Origin of the sequence: Oceanobacillus sp. FSL K6-0251 (assembly GCF_038004725.1) — a bacterium.
GTDB lineage: Bacteria > Bacillota > Bacilli > Bacillales > Amphibacillaceae > Oceanobacillus > Oceanobacillus oncorhynchi.
The window spans coordinates 1,761,817-1,777,869 of record NZ_JBBORS010000001.1; the positions used below are offsets into that span (position 1 = coordinate 1,761,817).

Sequence of the window (16,053 nt, forward strand, 5' to 3'; positions counted from 1 at the left end):
CTTGCATAAATTAAAAAACTTTAGTATGATATTTTATAATTTATTCAAGAGAAGCGAAGAAGAGGACATGAATTACTTGGAAGGCTCAAAGAGAGGAGAGCAGAAGGTGAGAGCTCTCTAACCAAGAAGCGTAATTTACCACCTCCGAGCTGCGTCAGGGTGACAACTGATGCCGTCATATGCAACGTTACTGCAAAATGAAGCTGCCAATCACTTGGCGGGAATCTGGGTGGAACCGCGAAGATAACACATTCGCCCCTTCTTAGGAAGGGGAGGATGTGTTTTTTTTAATACAATAAAAAGCTTGGAACAATGAAAAGCGAAGAAGAGGACATGAATTACTTGGAAGGTTTAAAGAGAGGGGAGCAGAAGGTGAGAGCTCTCTAACCAAGAAGCGTAATTTACCACCTCCGAGCTGCGTCAGGGTGACAACTGATGCCGTCATATGCAACGTTACTGCAAAATGAAGCTGCCAATCACTTGGCGGGAATCTGGGTGGAACCGCGGAGAAGTATATTCGTCCCTTTGTATAGAGGGAAGTGTATGCTTTTTTATTTGCCTAAAATGAAGAAGGAGTATGAAGAAAATGAAAAATGAAGTGAAAATTAGATTTCCGGATGGAAGAGAAGATGATGTAGAAAAAGGAGTTTTCTTAAAAGAAATCGCTGAACAAATATCAAAAGGCTTAGCGAAGAAAGCTGTTGCTGGAAAAGTGAATGGGAAGCTGGTAGATGTAAGTTATCCTATTTCCGAAGAGAGTGCAATTGAATTGTTAACACTGGATTCAGACGAAGGTCTGGAGGTTATGCGGCATACTGCAGCACATATTTTAGCACAGGCTGTTGAGCGGCTTTACGGAAAAGGAAACGTTCAGTTTGGTATTGGGCCGGTGATTGAACATGGGTTCTATTATGATATGAAATGTCAGGAATCCATTACACAGGCAGATTTGATGAAAATCGAAAAAGAGATGCAAAAGATTATTCAGGAAAATCTTTCAATTCATTCGTATGAACTCTCCTTGGAAGAAGCAAAAGCTTATTTCAAAAAACACCATCAGCCTTATAAGGTAGAGTTGTTAGAAAGTATCCCGGCTGATGAAGCAATCACAATCTATGAACAAGGAGATTTCTCTGATTTGTGCAGAGGTCCACATTTACCATCTACTGGGTATGTTAAAGCATTTCATCTTATAAAGCTGGCAGGAGCATATTGGCGGGGCGACAGTAATAACGAAATGCTGCAGCGTATTTATGGCATTGCCTTTGCGAAGAAAAAAGATGTAGAAGCACATTTGCATTTTATAGAGGAAGCAGAAAAAAGAGATCACCGTAAATTAGGAAAGCAGCTGGATCTGTTTATGTTTTCTGAAGAAGCGCCTGGCATGCCGTTCTATTTGCCGAATGGTCAAATTATTCGCCAGGAGCTTGAACAATTTTCCAGAGAAGCACAATTAAAAGCAGGCTATCAGGAAGTGCGTACACCACTTCTGATGAACCAGCAGCTTTGGGAAGAGTCAGGCCATTGGGATCACTATCAGGAGAATATGTATTTTTCGGAAGTCGATCATACCAATTTCGCATTAAAGCCGATGAATTGCCCGGGGCATATGTTAATCTATAAGCAAAAGCTGCGTTCTTATCGTGATTTGCCAATCAGGCTGTCGGAATTCGGTCAAGTCCATCGTCATGAATACAGCGGCGCTTTAAATGGACTGCTCCGGGTCCGCACTTTCTGTCAGGATGATGCCCATATTTTTGCAAGGGAAGATCAGGTAGAGGCGGAAATGGAAAGAGCCATTCGTTTAATTGATGAAATATATGGGGTGTTTGGCTTCAGCTATGCGGTTGAATTATCTACACGTCCAGAGAAATCTATGGGAGAGGATGCTGCTTGGGAGGCTTCAGAACAGGCGTTAGAAAATGTGTTAGAGCGTATGGAGCTGCCTTACCAAGTAAATGAAGGTGATGGCGCATTTTATGGCCCAAAAATTGATTTTCATATCAAAGACGCCTTAGGACGCAGCCATCAATGTGCGACATTACAGCTTGATTTTCAAATGCCGGAAAAATTTGATTTAACTTATGTCAATGCAGAAAATGAAAAGCTGCGCCCTGTTGTTATCCACCGGGCAATTTATGGATCCATCGACCGCTTTTTTGGTATTCTGCTTGAACACTTTGCAGGCGCTTTTCCAGTTTGGCTGGCTCCTGTTCAAGCCATTATTTTACCAGTTTCCTCTGCACATCATTCCTATGCAAATCAATTAATGGATACTTTCAAAGAAACAGGTATCCGTATTGAAGCAGATTATCGGGAAGAAAAGCTGGGATTAAAATTAAGAGAGGCACAGATGAAAAAAATACCGTATATTTTTGTTGTCGGTGATGAGGAAGAAGAGAACGAGGCGATAAACGTCCGGAAATATGGCGAAAAGCAAAGCCAGAGCTCACCTGCGAGCGATGTACGGAAACGACTCGAAAAAGAAATTGCGGAAAAGCACGTATCATTTTGAAGCATCAGGAATTTTAAACCAGATATCTTTGAGTAATTACTGTCCATTCTTTTTCCTATCGTTTAAAATGAAAGTATCATCTATAACTAAGGGAGATGAGTGAGGATGACAATTACATTTAAGAAGGTTGACAGCTCGAACTATAAAAAATGCTCATTATTAAAGGTGAATGATAATCAAAAAGATTTTATAGCTCCTAATTGGTATTCTGTTTTGGAAGCAGTTTATGAAAAGGAAGAGAAACGTCCTTATGCGATTTATCATGAGGAGGAAATGGTCGGATTTCTCATGTTATGCTATTATCCGGCAAGTGATATTTATGATAAGGATTCATGGTGGATGGACCGGTTTATGATTGCGAAGGATTTTCAAGGCAAAGGATATGGAAAAGCTTCTTTAAAGAAATTTATGGAAGACTTCCAAAAGAATTATCCGAAAGAAGCGTTACGTACATCTACCGTGAAGGAAAATCATGTTGCCATCACATTATATGAACATAGCGGCTTTCAGCGGACAGGTGAATTTGTAGAAGAAGAAGCAGTGCTTTTGATGGAAGAGTAGAGGAATGCGAAGTATGATTTTAAGGCTGATGATTCTATGAAATCATCGGCCTTTTATCAAGGAAAGCGTTCATTGCCTTGACGCTGTATTCGTGTGTCTATCTCTCCTGTCAAATAGTCAGCTGTGACTGGAGACAGCAAATAAAAAAGGGAAGCAAAAAATTTTTCAGGAGGTTTTACAATGGATTGGTTTCAACGATTAAACGGATATTTTCCAGTGGAAGAAATGAAAGCAGAAGAGCAATTAAAAGCTTTACTGGTGGATAAGCCCAATCATTATCATAAGGATGAAAGTGATTTACATATTATGATGTATGCGGAGTATGCCGATTTTGTTTTTGTTGACTTTTTATGGGTTTCTGAAAGGGCTCGGGGAAAGGGAATAGGTAAAAAGTTGATTCAACAGCTAAAAAACAAACGGAAAACGATTATTTTGGAAGTAGAGCCAGTGGATGAAAGGGATGAAGATACAGAGAAACGCCTGCGTTTTTATTTCCGTGAAGGCTTTAAGGTATCAGAAAGGATTTCTTATCGATTCCAGGCATTAGTATCTCATACAGAAATAGAATTGGATATTATGTACTGGGATGAACAAGAGAAAACAAATGAGCAATTACTGGATTATATGATAACTATTTATGAGGAAATCCATTCATACAAGCAGAAAGAAATCTACGGGTTTGATCCGAAGCTGACAAGCGATGTTTTGAGATTAAAGGCTTAATAAAAGAAATTTCGACATAGAGGGATTTAAATGTATATTCAAGGAATAAACCATTCTTTATTTTACAAATTTTGATGAATATAAGTTTGAATTATATACTGGAACGCTTCAAGGTCAAATTAAGTATTATTAAAATGAAAAGAAGCAAATAACTTTTTATCCGGAAAAGATAAAAAGCACTAAAAAATAAGCTGATGAAAAGAGTTCTCCTATATAAGGAAACTCTTTTTTGGCAAAAAAGCAGGAATTTAAATTAGAGAGCTGATTCTAATGGTATATATTGATTCAATAAATTAAAAAATTTTAAATACAATTGGAGGAGCTACATTGAAGGCAGTATTAGCAATTGATATGCAGAAAGAGCTGATTAATGAACAATATAGTCTAGGGCAACGTGTAAAAAATATGGAGACGGTATTAAAGGATTTTTCAAATCAGAATTTTCCTGTTTTTTTTATTCAACATACTAGTGAAAATAGAGAAGATCCGTTCTATATTGAGGGAAAAGGTGCAGAGATTTATCCGTCTTTTAAAAAATATGCTACAGAAATAATTCAAAAAGAAACTCCCAGTGCTTTTTACCAAACAGATTTATTGGAAAAGTGTCAGAAATATAAAGTGGACGAGCTTGTCATTATTGGCCTTAACACAGAATTTTGTTGTTTATTTACAGCAATTGCTGCATATGATAGAGGTTTCAAAGTTGTATTTGTAGAGGATGCTACTGCTACCGTAAATAATGGAGAAGTATATGAGATGTCAGACTTAGATATTCCGGATTTTATTGGAACTGTTTTGCATTGGTCAGGATCGATAGAAGTACTTGATATGGAAGAATATAAATTTTGGATACAGACTTGATGCATTAAAACAGTAAAAAATTTCTTTATCGCACCTATCCAAAGGCATATAAATGAGTTCACCGGGCATAATAACCTTGATAAATTTTTGGAAAGGGGTTTGTCTGATGAACCAATTAACGCAAACAGAACTGGAAACATTGCGTAAGGTTATTGGAGAGCACGGGATGATTGTGAATAAGCTGGAGGCATATGCTGAACAGGCACAAGATCCGGAGTTTAAATCAATCCTGCAATTTGATGCGCAGGATGCTCGTAATGCACAACAACAATTAATGTCATTTTTACAGTAGGAGGGTGATTTGAAAATGTTTCAGGATAAAGAGATGGTAAATGATTATTTAAACGGTCTTAATGCAAGTTTGAAAGGTTACGCCGGTTATATTTCTGAATCGAATAACCCTGCGTTGCGCCAAAAATTTGTAGAACTAAGAAATCGGGACGAAGCACGCCAATTGAAAGTATATCAATATGCATTGCAGCATGGTTATTATCAGCCTGGTCAAACAGCAACACCTCAAGAAGTACAACAAGTGCAAACAGAATTATCTCAGGGCAGCTAATAGCTGAAAAGAGAGTGTGTAAAGCATAAAGTGCAGTTTTAGAATGCCTGAGTGCTTTACAAACCATTCATTATAAAAACGAGAAGTCTATATATTTCATAGGCTTCTCGTTTTAGTTATACTTTTTATTTTTTAGATCCAGCCTTTCCGATACGCTAACAGCATCGCATTCGTCCGGTCATTAACATTTAACTTACGTAAAACGGTGGTTACATGGTTTTTCACTGTTTTATCAGAGATTTCTAAGTTATTGGCAATAATTTCATTGTTGTTTCCTCTGGATATTTCAAGTAAAACATCCCATTCCCGTTTGGTAAGAAGACCATCCGGACGGGATTGTAACGTAGAAGATAAAGTTAAAAATTCATCGTGTAATGCTTTAGCTAACTCGGGGTAAACATAAATGCATCCTTCATTGATAAAACGGATTCCTGATATGATTTCATTCAGGCTCATATTTTTAACAAAATATCCATCTATATCAAATTCATACAATCGGATAATATCCTTCATATGCAAATTAGGCAGGATGATTGCAATTTTAACATCCTTTAATTGTTCCTGTTCAAGAATGCGTGTAATATCGTTGTATTGATAAATTGGGATCATAATTAAATCCGGTATATTTGATGAATCAAGTTGAAAATCATCCAAATCTCTTAAAGATAGGATTGAAATATTTAAATTTGTTTTTTCAGATAACGTAAATGCGTCAATAAAATTCAAAGTTGAATTCGAAGTTGGTGTCATACTCAATATTATCCTCTCCTGTCATTTGAGCAAGTATTTTCGTGATGTCAATATAAAATGAATAATTATGCGATGTTGATTCTTGAAGCTGACTTACAGGTTTCGACTAATCTGTTCGAGCTTTTAATACTATAAGGGCAGGGATATGGATTTTCAACTTGTTCATGATGAAACCTATCTTCAAATATAGCATAGGATTGTATGAATTAAAATCTTGTAATAGTTTTTTAATAAAAAATGATAGTTAAATCCCGGTTTAAAAAAGAAAAAGTACCTACCTATGCATGAATATCCAAGTAATATACTAATTATAAAACGAAACTTAGTTCAAAGGGTACGTTTTTTAATCTATTTTCCGGTTCCAGATTTAACCAGTAAATATAATGACGGTTATTTTTCATCATAATTAGCCATTATCCGTCATAATCAATCAGGAGGATCAAGGTCGTTTAAGTTGTGACAAATTAAGCTGCCATGTAAGTTAATAGAGCTGTTTATAAAGCTGGATTCCGGAAAAATAAATGTCCAGGGCATGCTAGAGTCTGGAGGCACATAAACTCTTTCTAAAGTGAATGTCTTTTCGGCTTTTACTGCGTTGTCTTCGACGTATTTTAGTGTGGTGTCTCCAAAGGAATACGCTTGGCCGCTATAATTATTTATTAAAACAGTAACCAATAAATCAGACCGGTGATTTCTTGCTTGCCATAAAGGGGTAAATGTTATTTGTTTACCGGCAGTATTCGGCAATACGAATTTTTGAAACGTTTGTTCAATTTTAAGACGGTCTGTATCGGGAAGCGCTTTATCCCATTTAGGGTCAAAAACAAGGTTCATAACAAATCCTCCTTAAGATACCTTGATTATATAAGATTCGAGCGTAGAAATAAATTTTTAGCGTTTCTTTTGAAAAAAAATATAATTCCTTATACACTTGTGGTACGATGAATGAGGTAAATTACTAGTTCGCTATTGATACAGGGAGGTTATAACATGGAAGAAGAAAATTTAGAACAAGAACCGGTGAAGCAGGAGGATATTGCTGAGGTCGGTGAAACGATTAGTATTGTTCGCGGTGAATATAAAGGTAAGAAAGCAGAAGTGCTTATTATCCGCGAGAATTCAGTTATTGTCCGTATCGGAAATCACCCATCTACAGGGGAACCGATCAAAACCGTAGTTAACCATAAAAATTACAAGAGAAAATAGTTTCGATATAATAAAAAGCTCTGGCATCGCAATGATGCCAGAGCTTTTTTATATATTAGAAAAAGAGGCAAGTTCAACATTTGTCGAACTCGCCCCTTGAAAATCCAGGTATGGATTCTTTCTTATTTGGAAACTGGTTTTTTCCATATACCAAGTATTAACGCTGAGATAACTGTACCAATAAGTAATGATAGTAAGAAGAACCACCATGCATTACCTAAGAAAACAACGAAAATACCGCCATGTGGTGCTGGAATGGTACTATGGAAGAATTGAGTCAATCCTCCAGCGATTGCAGCACCGATAACAGATGAGGTAATCACGCGTAATGGATCAGCAGCTGCGAATGGAATAGCGCCTTCTGTAACAAAGGATAGCCCCATTATATAATTCGCTGTTCCAGATTTACGCTCATCTGGGGTGAATTTATTTTTAAAGAACGTTGTTGCCAGAGCGATTGCTAATGGAGGAACCATACCACCAATCATGGCAGCTGCCATAAATGCTCCATCTCCTGTATCATTAAAGATTCCGATAGAGAAAGTATAAGCAGCTTTATTAAATGGCCCACCCATATCGATAGCCATCATGCCGCCAAGAAGGATACCGAGTATAACAATATTTCCTGTTCCCATACCTTCAAGGAAACTAAGGATGAAACTATTTAGCTTAGAAAAAACTGGTCCAATTGCAAAGTACATTGCTGTTCCCGTGGCAAGTAACCCGAGCACAGGATATAATAAAATTGGTTTAAGACTTGCTAAAGACTGTGGCAGATCTTTTAATAAGTGTTTGATTAATACCACCAAGTAACCAGCTACAAAACCACCGATAAGACCGCCGATAAAACCGGCGTCACTCTGTACTGCCATCATACCAGCTACAATACCAGGCATTAAACCAGGTCTGTCGCCGATACTCATGGCGATATAACCAGCAAGAATTGGGATTAAGAAATTAAATGCTGTACCTCCTACGCTGTTAAAGAATAAGAAGAATTCTGATTCACTTCCTAAGAAACTTTCAAACAAGAAGGAAATAGCCATTAGAATCCCGCCACCAATAACAAATGGAAGCATATGGGAAATCCCGTTCATTAAATCCTTATAAATCTTACCCCAGGCGGATTGTTTTTCATATTCGCCGTCTTCTTCAGATTTTTCCCCGGAGTCACGATAAATGGGAGCATCTTGCGCCGATGCTTTGGTAATAAGTTCCTCTGCTTTTTTAATGCCGTCTACAACCGGTCGCTCAACAACGTGCTTGCCATCAAAGCGGGCCATTTCCACTTTTTTGCTGGCAGCAATGATAACGCCGGAAGCACGCTCAATGTCTTCGTTTGTTAAATGGTTTTTCGTACCGTCTGAACCATTTGTTTCTACTTTGATGTCTACATTCATTTCTTTTGCTTTTTTCTTGAGAGCATCCTCTGCCATATAGGTATGGGCAATACCAGTGGGACAAGCGGTTACTGCTACGACGAAAGGTTTTTCATCACTGCTGGCAGAACTGCCTGATTCGGGCGCCTCTGCTTTTTCCTCTGTTGTATCCTCTTGTGTTGCATCAAGGAACAGCTGCTGCACTTCATCCGGAGTAGATGCTTCTTTCAGTTTTGCTACAAAGACAGGTTCCATCAACAGTTTGGAAAGAGCAGCCAGTGTTTGTAAGTGCGTATCGTTTCCGCCTTCAGGGACAGCAATCATAAAGAAAAGGTGTGCAGGCTGTCCGTCTAAGGAATTATAATCTACTCCAATTTTACTTTTAGCAAATAGAACAGTAGGTTCGGTTACTGCTTTTGTCTTTGCATGCGGCATTGCAATACCGTCGCCTAACCCGGTAGAGGACTGTTCTTCACGAGCCAATATAGCTTCTTTAAAAGATGCCTGCTCTGTTAAAACATTATGCTTATAAAGGTTTGCAATCATTTCATCTATTGCTGCTTCTTTGGATGAAGCTTGAAGATCAAGAAGCATGACGTCTTTTTTCAATAGGTCGGTGACATTCATCTCTTCGTTTTTATCTTCCGCTGCTTCATCTTCCGGAGCATCGTTTTCTTCGGTTGCTTCTGCAAAAAGCGCTTGTACTTCATCTGGAGTGCCTGCTTCTTTTAATTTACCTGTAAAATCCGGTTCCATTAAAAGACGGGATAGCGCTGCGATGGTTTGCAAATGCGTATCACTTCCATCATCAGGAACAGCAATCATAAAGAAGAGGTGGGCAGGCTGTCCATCTAAGGAATCATAATCGATTCCTGCTTCACTTTTAGCGAATAAGACAGTAGGTTCAGTTACAGCTGCTGTTTTCGCATGTGGCATGGCGATTCCGTCACCGAGGCCGGTGGAGGATTGGTCTTCGCGAGCCAGGATAGCTTCTTTAAATGATGCTTGTTCTGTTATAATGCCATTTTTATAAAGACTTGAAATCATTTCATCAATGACAGCTTCTTTCGATGTGCCTTGAAGGTTTAAAATCATAACATCTTTTTTTAATAAATCGGTTACCTGCATGTTTCTCATCCTTTCTATTTAAAAATTAAATGGTTTCTACTTGGATTTGGGAACGCAGCTTTTCAATGGCTTCTGCAGTAGCCAGGTCTTCTGAAAAAGCAGTAGCGCTGCCAGAAGCAACTGCTGTTTTAAATGATTCGGCCGGATCTCCCGATTTTAAGAAGGAGCTGATAAATCCTGCAACCATGGAGTCGCCGGCACCTACGGAGTTAATCAGCTTTCCTTTTGGTGCTTTTGCTTTATAGTTTCCCTGTTTCGTGATAAGTAATGCACCATCTCCACCCATGGAAATAATCACGTGTTTTGCCCCTCTTTCTAAGAGCTTTTTCCCGTAAGCGATGACTTCTTCATCTGTTTGCAGCTTCACATCAAATAATGCTTCCAGCTCATGAATATTCGGCTTCACTAATAACGGCTGGTAGCTCAAGGATGCTTCAAGGGCAGCACCTGTTGTATCAATCGCAAACGCAGCACCTTGATCGGTTGCTCTTTGGATTAATTGCTCATAGAAGTTGTCTGGAAGGGAAGGGGGCTTGCTTCCGGATAAAATTACCGTATCTCCATCCTTCACTTCTTCAAATTGCTTCAGGAACCTTGCCACTTCTTCATCCGATAAAGCAGGACCGCGTCCATTTATTTCGGTTTCCTGATCAGCTTTCAGCTTAATATTGATGCGGGTATCTTCCTGGATATTAACAAAGTTTGTCCGAACATCTAATTCGTCTAAAGCATCTTCAATAAATTTTCCGGTAAAGCCTCCGACAAATCCAAGAGCAACAGCGTCTGCCCTGAGTGCCTTTAAAATTCGTGATACATTGATGCCTTTTCCGCCGGGGAGCTTATAATCATTATTCATATAACTCAGCCCGCCTAAATCCAATTTGTCGACCGGAACAATATAGTCAATCGATGGATTTAAAGTGATTGTATAGATCATCTAATCTACCTCCAAAATAGTTGTGTGATTTAAATAGGGTTGGTGAATCGTTGATATTTTATCCGTAATAAACGTTACATCCGAGAAATTACATATTTTTGCGAAACTGACTTTGTTCCATTTGCTGTCATCTGCAAGAAAATATGTGTCTGAAGCTCTTTCAATAGCAAGCTGTTTCATTGTTGCTTCCTCCGGATCCGGCGTGGTACAGCCATATGTCATATCAATGCTGTCTACGCCGAGAAAGGCTTTAGTGAATTGATAATTCATTAAAGAATGTTGACTTGGCGCGCCCACCATTGCTTTTGTGGAATGCTTTAATTTACCGCCTACGAGATAGGCTTCAATTTGTCTGTCTGCAAGCATCGAAGCATGGGCAATACCGTTTGTTACAACGGTAATCGACAAATTAGCAAGATGCGGTATCATCTCCAGTGTTGTCGTCCCTGCATCTAAATAAATCACATCATTCTCTTCTAAAAGGGAGGCAGCATGCCTTCCTATATTTTTCTTTTGTTGACTGTTTTTGACTGTTTTCTCCTGATAGGTCAATTCCGCTCCAAATGTAGCGTTCAATTTTGCTCCGCCGTGGATGCGGAGCAGGAGCCCTTTTTCTTCTAGATGAGCAAGATCCCTACGTATAGTGGACTCAGAGCAGTTAAGTCTCTCGATTAAATCTACAGACTTAACTACACCGCTTTCATTTAGACGATGTAAAATAAATTGATGGCGTTCATCTGTCAGCATTACTTTCACCTCTTAATGATAGAATATCATTAAATTCAGTCGGAAACAACCAAAAACGTTCATTTTCATCGAAAAGATAAACATTCAGAAAAAAATAATTATTGACGCAAAAAAGAAATGGGTTTATGATAAATAGCACTTTCTGTTTAGAATTAAATAACATTTCCCACTAATTTAAAGAAAAGGAATTTAAGTGAATTATTAGGAGGTACGAAAAGTGAAAGAGTCAACAAAGAAATACATAATTGATCGAATGTACAAAGCATCACAAGGATTGGCGAACGCCGTCTTAGTGACGCTTGGTATCGGATTGTTGATTGAAACAATCGGAACATTTACAGGGTGGGAAGGTTTTCTATTGATTGGTAATGCAGCTCAGCTGATGCTGGCGCCGGCGATTGGAGCTGGAATAGCCTATCAGCTTGGGGGAAATACATTAGTTATTTTTGGAGCGATGGCTTCCAGTACGGTTGGCGCGAATGCTTTATCTATGACGGCTGACGGAAGCTGGACGCTTATTACAGGACAGCCTATCAGCGCAGTACTGGCTGCTGTTATTGCTACCTGGGTCGGAAAGCGTGTAACAGGGAAAACATCGCTTGATATGATGGCAATTCCGTTTTGTTCTATTTTTGTAGGGGGAGTTGCAGGTGTTGGTTTAGCGGCCGTGACAACCCCATTACTTGAGAAAATCAGTGCAATCATCGCAAGCTCTACTACAGGGTCTCCGTTTATTTCAGCGATTGTTATTTCATTAATTTGGAGTATCTTTTTAATGTCGCCGGCATCTTCCGCGGCTATAGCCATTGCACTACAGCTTGATTCCGTATCAAGTGCTGCGGCATTGATTGGTTGCACAGCTCAATTTGTAGGGTTCACTGCCATGTCGGTCAAACAAAACAATTTAGGTGCAAATATTGCACAATTCTTCTTAACGCCGAAAGTGCAGGTCCCAAATATTGTGAAGAATCCGCGCTTAGTTATCGGACCGTTTGCATCATCGATTATCTGTGCACCCATTGCTATTTTAATATTTGATTTTGAAGTACCCTATGAGCTAGCCGGTTTAGGATTAAACTCGTTTATTGCGCCATTAAATATTTTAGCCAACCAAGGTGCGGGCGTTTTAGTCATGTATATTGTAGTTGGTGTGATTACGCCGGCAATTATTTCTGTAATGACTTACAAGGCACTGCAGATGAAAGGCTGGGCAAAAACAGGCGATCTGCACATGGAAGTTCAATAAAGCTATCCAGGTTATATTGGTTTGGAAATAAAATTCAGAAAAATAGTATATATTTGCATTTAATCATAAAAGGCGAGCATTTCCGAAAAATGCTCGCCTTTTATATGGGGAAAAAACACTTTATCACGGAGAACCGTCCGTAAAACTCCCGCCTCAAAATAAAGCGTAAAAATAAATTTATTTAGGCGGGAGATAACGGACGCTAACTCCCTGAATCACTCAGCTAACACTCAGTGGGAGAATTAAGGAAGCAGACTAAGTTCGCGACGTCCTGGGGTTGCGATTACTCACCCCACCGAAAACATTTGTCGCAACGTCTGCACTAGCACATCCTGGGACTGGGACTGCGATTACTCGTCCCATCGAAGTGCTTTTGCGATTACTCGCCCCATCGGAAACATTTGTGCGTCGAAAGACTCCCACTGAGTGAAGTTTCGTTTTATCAAATTGCTTTCAGTAATAAACGCTTGAGCAGCGGAGTGAAATGCTCTGGCAGGGCGCTCACATCTGGAACCATGATGCGTTCTTTCCCGTAAATATTTTGCATCATTGTATCATCGTTTTCTTCAATCTGACCGTTTGCGAGAAACATTCCAACTACATCAATCTGATGCTTGCGGGCATCGGCTACAGCCTGATACGTATCCACAATGCCATTCTGGTCATAGCCGGAAGCTGCCGGCTGTCCGTCGGAAAAAATCAGCAGAAATTTATTTTTCTCGCTGCGGGGAATTAATTTTTTAGTGACATGACGAATACTGAAGCCATCTCGATTGTCTTCTTGTGCTTCCAGCTGCATAATTTTAGCTCCTTGCTCTTTATACAAAGAATCCTCCACAGTCTGGATATATTGCAGATAATTCGGCTGGTAGCTGTCACTCGCTTTATTGGCATCCTCCCAGAAACCGATGATTTCATGCGGAATGCGCAGCTCTTTTAACACTTCATGAAACAGGGTCACACCGCGTTTTGTTTCTTCCATCTTGTTCTCCATCGAGGCAGAGCAATCAATCAATAGGGTGAAGACCGCATCGAATTCTTTTGATTCCTGTTCCTTTTTATAAAATACACGTGGAGAATCCTCTAAAAAGATAGGAAGCAGTTTTTTAGAGAGCCTGCCAAATAATAAATCTGTTCTCGGTGTATCCTGTTTATGCTCTAACGTTAATTGAATGGTTTTGGCAAGTTTTCTTTTAAAGGGATCAATTTCCTCTACAAACTGCCGGTATTGTAATTGTTCATCCTCTGTAGGAGTCTCTGCATACTCTGTAAACATCTGTGCATGTTCATTTTCTTTCCCAAAGCTTGATTCACTACTGTTTTCAGAAGTGTTTTCTTCTTTGGTCAGCGTTTCCTTATCGGAATAGTCATTTTGTTTACTCTGACCGGAAGTTCCTTGAATCGCAGCCATTGCTTGATCGCCGTCTTCTGTTTCCCGGGCACCGCCGCCAAGCATCGAGGTTTTTGTGCCTTGCTCCAACTCAAATTGCAGAAAGTTTTGCTTGCGGTCATCATTTTTATTTTCACGATGCCAGGTAGAGAAGGTTTCATCGAAGTATTCATTTTCTTCATTTGTTTCTTCCTGCTGGTCGTCATTCACTAACGGATCGGTACGTGTTAATTCATCAAACAGCGTATTTTTTTCATACGATTCGACATGCCCGATTGGCAGGATGAAGTATTCGTGAATTGAATCTGTATAGCCTGCTTGCTGCATTTTTCGCATGATTTGTTCGGTCAACGCCACATTATCACGTGTATGCTTTGTCTCAAAGACGCTGTACAGATGCCCTTTTATACTGTCGAGCATCTCCAGCTGTGCTTTCTCCACACGAGGAAACCCCGGGTCTGGCTGATTGGCAAAAAGCAATAAATAAATCATACAAAATATTTCATCGGTTGCATAGCTGCGTGTGACATTGGACTGCAGCTGGGTCGTGAAATAGTGATGGAAATACGCTCGCCTGTAAGAAAAGTTTCGCTTCGTGCCCGGACGTTCTTTCCGGATTGCGTCCTCTAAACGAATGTCTTCTAATAATGTCATCAGCTGAATTGCGAATTTGGGAAGAAGGGAATCTTCCCAATCCTTTTTGAATTGCTGCAGGATTTTTACATCGGTCTGATGCAGGGTGCCTAATGTGCGCAGGATGACATCTGATTTCGCGCCCGCTTCCTGCATTTCAGCCGGGAGACGGTCCCAAAAACGGCCAGCGGTTACTTTGTTTTCTGTTATATCAATAAAGGAACCAAAGCTGGACTCGAATTGCAATTGTTCATTCTTCGCCAAAACAGTCGTTAAATCCTGCAATTGCATAAATAAATGGGTGTCAACCTTTGTTTGGTGAAATCGGTACATATCAAAGTTACTCCTCTTTAATTAAAATAACGTGTCTGCCAAATTCCCCACAAACGCTTTCTCACGATCTTCTTCGAGCTTATCCACAATACTGCGTAAAATAGCGCGTTTAGGCGGAAGATAGGTTGAGAGGTCGCAAGCATCCAGCAGGGCGCGGATAGAAGCAGCATCCTCTGACAATTTTCCTTGACTTACCGCTGTGATCAAATCATTGGATAGTGTCACAAAACGCCCAATCAGCTGTTTGTCTGTCAGTTTGGTCGATTCAGTAATTAATTGTTCCAGCTGTTCTCCTTGAATATAAGGTACGTCAATGACAATGAAACGGTTTTTTAATGCTTCGTTTAAAGGAACTGTTCCAATATAGCCTTCGTTGATCGCCGCGATAACGCCAAACCCGTCTGCAGCAGTCACAATCTCGTTGGTGAAAGGGTTCGTAATCGTTCGGCGATAATCTAAAACACCATTAATCAACGGCAAGGTTTCCGGCTTAGCCATATTAATTTCATCAATATAAAGAAATGTTCCCTGCTTCATTGCATTGGTAACTGGCCCCGGAACAAATTCAATTGTCTGTTTTTCTTCTTCATAAGCAAGCGTTTTGAACCCCATCAAGCTTTCTGCATCTAAGTCAACGGAACAGTTTACACTGTACATCGGCCGCTGAAAAAGAGAGGAGAGGGTTTCCGCAAATTTTGTTTTCCCAGCGCCGGTCGGTCCTTTTAATAATATATTTTTACCCATACTTAATGCGACAATGGCATCAATCAATAAATCATCGCTTGGCGGGAGGTATCCGCCGGAACGAATCAATTCCTCGCGATCTGTTACTTCTTTTTTATTATTTTCAAGCAGCTCTTGGACTGCCTCAGGTAATTGAATAGCATTCATTATTGTTTCTCCTTTCGAAATCCATTGCTGTGATTCCGTTTTATCAATGTCTTTAAATAGATATAGGCTCCGTTCACAATTGTATTACTTGTTCTCGAAAAATACAAAGAATGCGCAGTCGTTGCGATATGGCTGAGCAATTGCTAAGATAATGATAAGAATATAGAGACAGGTACCATCGATGTTTATGA

The 16,053-nt window shown here is 39.6% G+C and carries 16 protein-coding genes and 1 pseudogene; 9 read left to right on the forward strand and 8 right to left on the reverse strand.

Annotated elements, in window-relative coordinates:
- Window positions 1–435: 435 nt before the first annotated feature.
- The 7 genes from MKY45_RS08970 to MKY45_RS09000 all read left to right on the forward strand — a co-directional run bounded on the left by MKY45_RS08970 (window position 436) and on the right by MKY45_RS09000 (window position 5,222).
- The gene (locus MKY45_RS08970) at window positions 436–597 is read left to right on the forward strand and encodes a hypothetical protein (RefSeq protein WP_341172844.1); all 162 of its coding nucleotides are present in this window, start codon (window positions 436–438) and stop codon (window positions 595–597) included.
- Window positions 587–2,515, forward strand: coding sequence for a threonine--tRNA ligase (gene thrS, locus MKY45_RS08975; protein ID WP_341172845.1), 1,929 nt, complete (start codon window positions 587–589; stop codon window positions 2,513–2,515). Before MKY45_RS08970 ends, thrS begins: the two co-directional genes overlap by 11 nt.
- 105 nt (window positions 2,516–2,620) lie before the next feature.
- The gene (locus MKY45_RS08980; RefSeq protein WP_042533338.1) at window positions 2,621–3,076 is read left to right on the forward strand and encodes a GNAT family N-acetyltransferase; all 456 of its coding nucleotides are present in this window, start codon (window positions 2,621–2,623) and stop codon (window positions 3,074–3,076) included.
- Between the two features lie 180 nt (window positions 3,077–3,256).
- On the forward strand, window positions 3,257–3,799 hold the full coding sequence (locus tag MKY45_RS08985) for a GNAT family N-acetyltransferase (RefSeq protein ID WP_042533340.1): 543 nt from the start codon (window positions 3,257–3,259) through the stop codon (window positions 3,797–3,799).
- Between the two features lie 327 nt (window positions 3,800–4,126).
- Window positions 4,127–4,660, forward strand: coding sequence for an isochorismatase family protein (locus MKY45_RS08990; protein WP_042533342.1), 534 nt, complete (start codon window positions 4,127–4,129; stop codon window positions 4,658–4,660).
- A gap of 106 nt (window positions 4,661–4,766) precedes the next feature.
- Window positions 4,767–4,952, forward strand: a complete 186-nt coding sequence (locus MKY45_RS08995) for a hypothetical protein (RefSeq protein ID WP_042533346.1) — start codon at window positions 4,767–4,769, stop codon at window positions 4,950–4,952.
- Between the two features lie 15 nt (window positions 4,953–4,967).
- Complete coding sequence (locus MKY45_RS09000) at window positions 4,968–5,222, forward strand: spore coat protein (protein WP_042533348.1); 255 nt, start codon at window positions 4,968–4,970, stop codon at window positions 5,220–5,222.
- 132 nt (window positions 5,223–5,354) lie between these two features.
- Here the strand turns inward: MKY45_RS09000 and MKY45_RS09005 are convergent, their stop codons facing one another.
- Both MKY45_RS09005 and MKY45_RS09010 read right to left on the reverse strand, forming a co-directional pair.
- The gene (locus MKY45_RS09005; RefSeq protein WP_226895178.1) at window positions 5,355–5,972 is read right to left on the reverse strand and encodes a response regulator transcription factor; all 618 of its coding nucleotides are present in this window, start codon (window positions 5,970–5,972) and stop codon (window positions 5,355–5,357) included.
- Between the two features lie 426 nt (window positions 5,973–6,398).
- Complete coding sequence (locus tag MKY45_RS09010) at window positions 6,399–6,806, reverse strand: SLAP domain-containing protein (RefSeq protein WP_193065113.1); 408 nt, start codon at window positions 6,804–6,806, stop codon at window positions 6,399–6,401.
- 156 nt (window positions 6,807–6,962) lie between these two features.
- Here MKY45_RS09010 and MKY45_RS09015 point away from each other — a divergent pair, with 156 nt between their 5' ends.
- Window positions 6,963–7,178: a DUF2187 family protein gene (locus MKY45_RS09015; protein WP_042533352.1), complete on the forward strand. Its 216-nt coding sequence runs from the start codon at window positions 6,963–6,965 to the stop codon at window positions 7,176–7,178.
- A gap of 122 nt (window positions 7,179–7,300) precedes the next feature.
- Here the strand turns inward: MKY45_RS09015 and MKY45_RS09020 are convergent, their stop codons facing one another.
- The 4 genes and pseudogenes from MKY45_RS09020 to MKY45_RS09035 all read right to left on the reverse strand — a co-directional run bounded on the left by MKY45_RS09020 (window position 7,301) and on the right by MKY45_RS09035 (window position 11,369).
- A complete protein-coding gene (locus MKY45_RS09020; RefSeq protein ID WP_193065127.1) occupies window positions 7,301–9,184 on the reverse strand; it encodes a PTS fructose transporter subunit IIABC in 1,884 nt (627 codons plus the stop codon).
- A 69-nt stretch (window positions 9,185–9,253) separates the two neighbouring features.
- Window positions 9,254–9,694 (reverse strand): annotated as a pseudogene (locus MKY45_RS09025) (PTS sugar transporter subunit IIA); the annotation flags it as partial.
- 16 nt (window positions 9,695–9,710) lie between these two features.
- Entirely contained in the window at window positions 9,711–10,622 is a 912-nt protein-coding gene (gene pfkB / locus MKY45_RS09030; protein WP_042533354.1) for a 1-phosphofructokinase, read from the reverse strand.
- A complete protein-coding gene (locus MKY45_RS09035) occupies window positions 10,623–11,369 on the reverse strand; it encodes a DeoR/GlpR family DNA-binding transcription regulator (protein WP_042533356.1) in 747 nt (248 codons plus the stop codon).
- A 217-nt stretch (window positions 11,370–11,586) separates the two neighbouring features.
- Here MKY45_RS09035 and MKY45_RS09040 point away from each other — a divergent pair, with 217 nt between their 5' ends.
- A complete protein-coding gene (locus tag MKY45_RS09040; protein ID WP_341172846.1) occupies window positions 11,587–12,615 on the forward strand; it encodes a PTS transporter subunit IIC in 1,029 nt (342 codons plus the stop codon).
- A 442-nt stretch (window positions 12,616–13,057) separates the two neighbouring features.
- On the opposite strand, the gene MKY45_RS09045 is transcribed toward MKY45_RS09040, so the two are convergent.
- Both MKY45_RS09045 and MKY45_RS09050 read right to left on the reverse strand, forming a co-directional pair.
- Window positions 13,058–14,971 carry a vWA domain-containing protein gene (locus MKY45_RS09045; RefSeq protein WP_341172847.1) on the reverse strand — a complete coding sequence of 638 codons (1,914 nt, stop codon included), beginning with the start codon at window positions 14,969–14,971 and terminating at the stop codon, window positions 13,058–13,060.
- Between the two features lie 21 nt (window positions 14,972–14,992).
- Window positions 14,993–15,862, reverse strand: coding sequence for an ATP-binding protein (locus MKY45_RS09050; RefSeq protein ID WP_175297044.1), 870 nt, complete (start codon window positions 15,860–15,862; stop codon window positions 14,993–14,995).
- Between the last annotated feature and the right edge of the window lie 191 nt (window positions 15,863–16,053).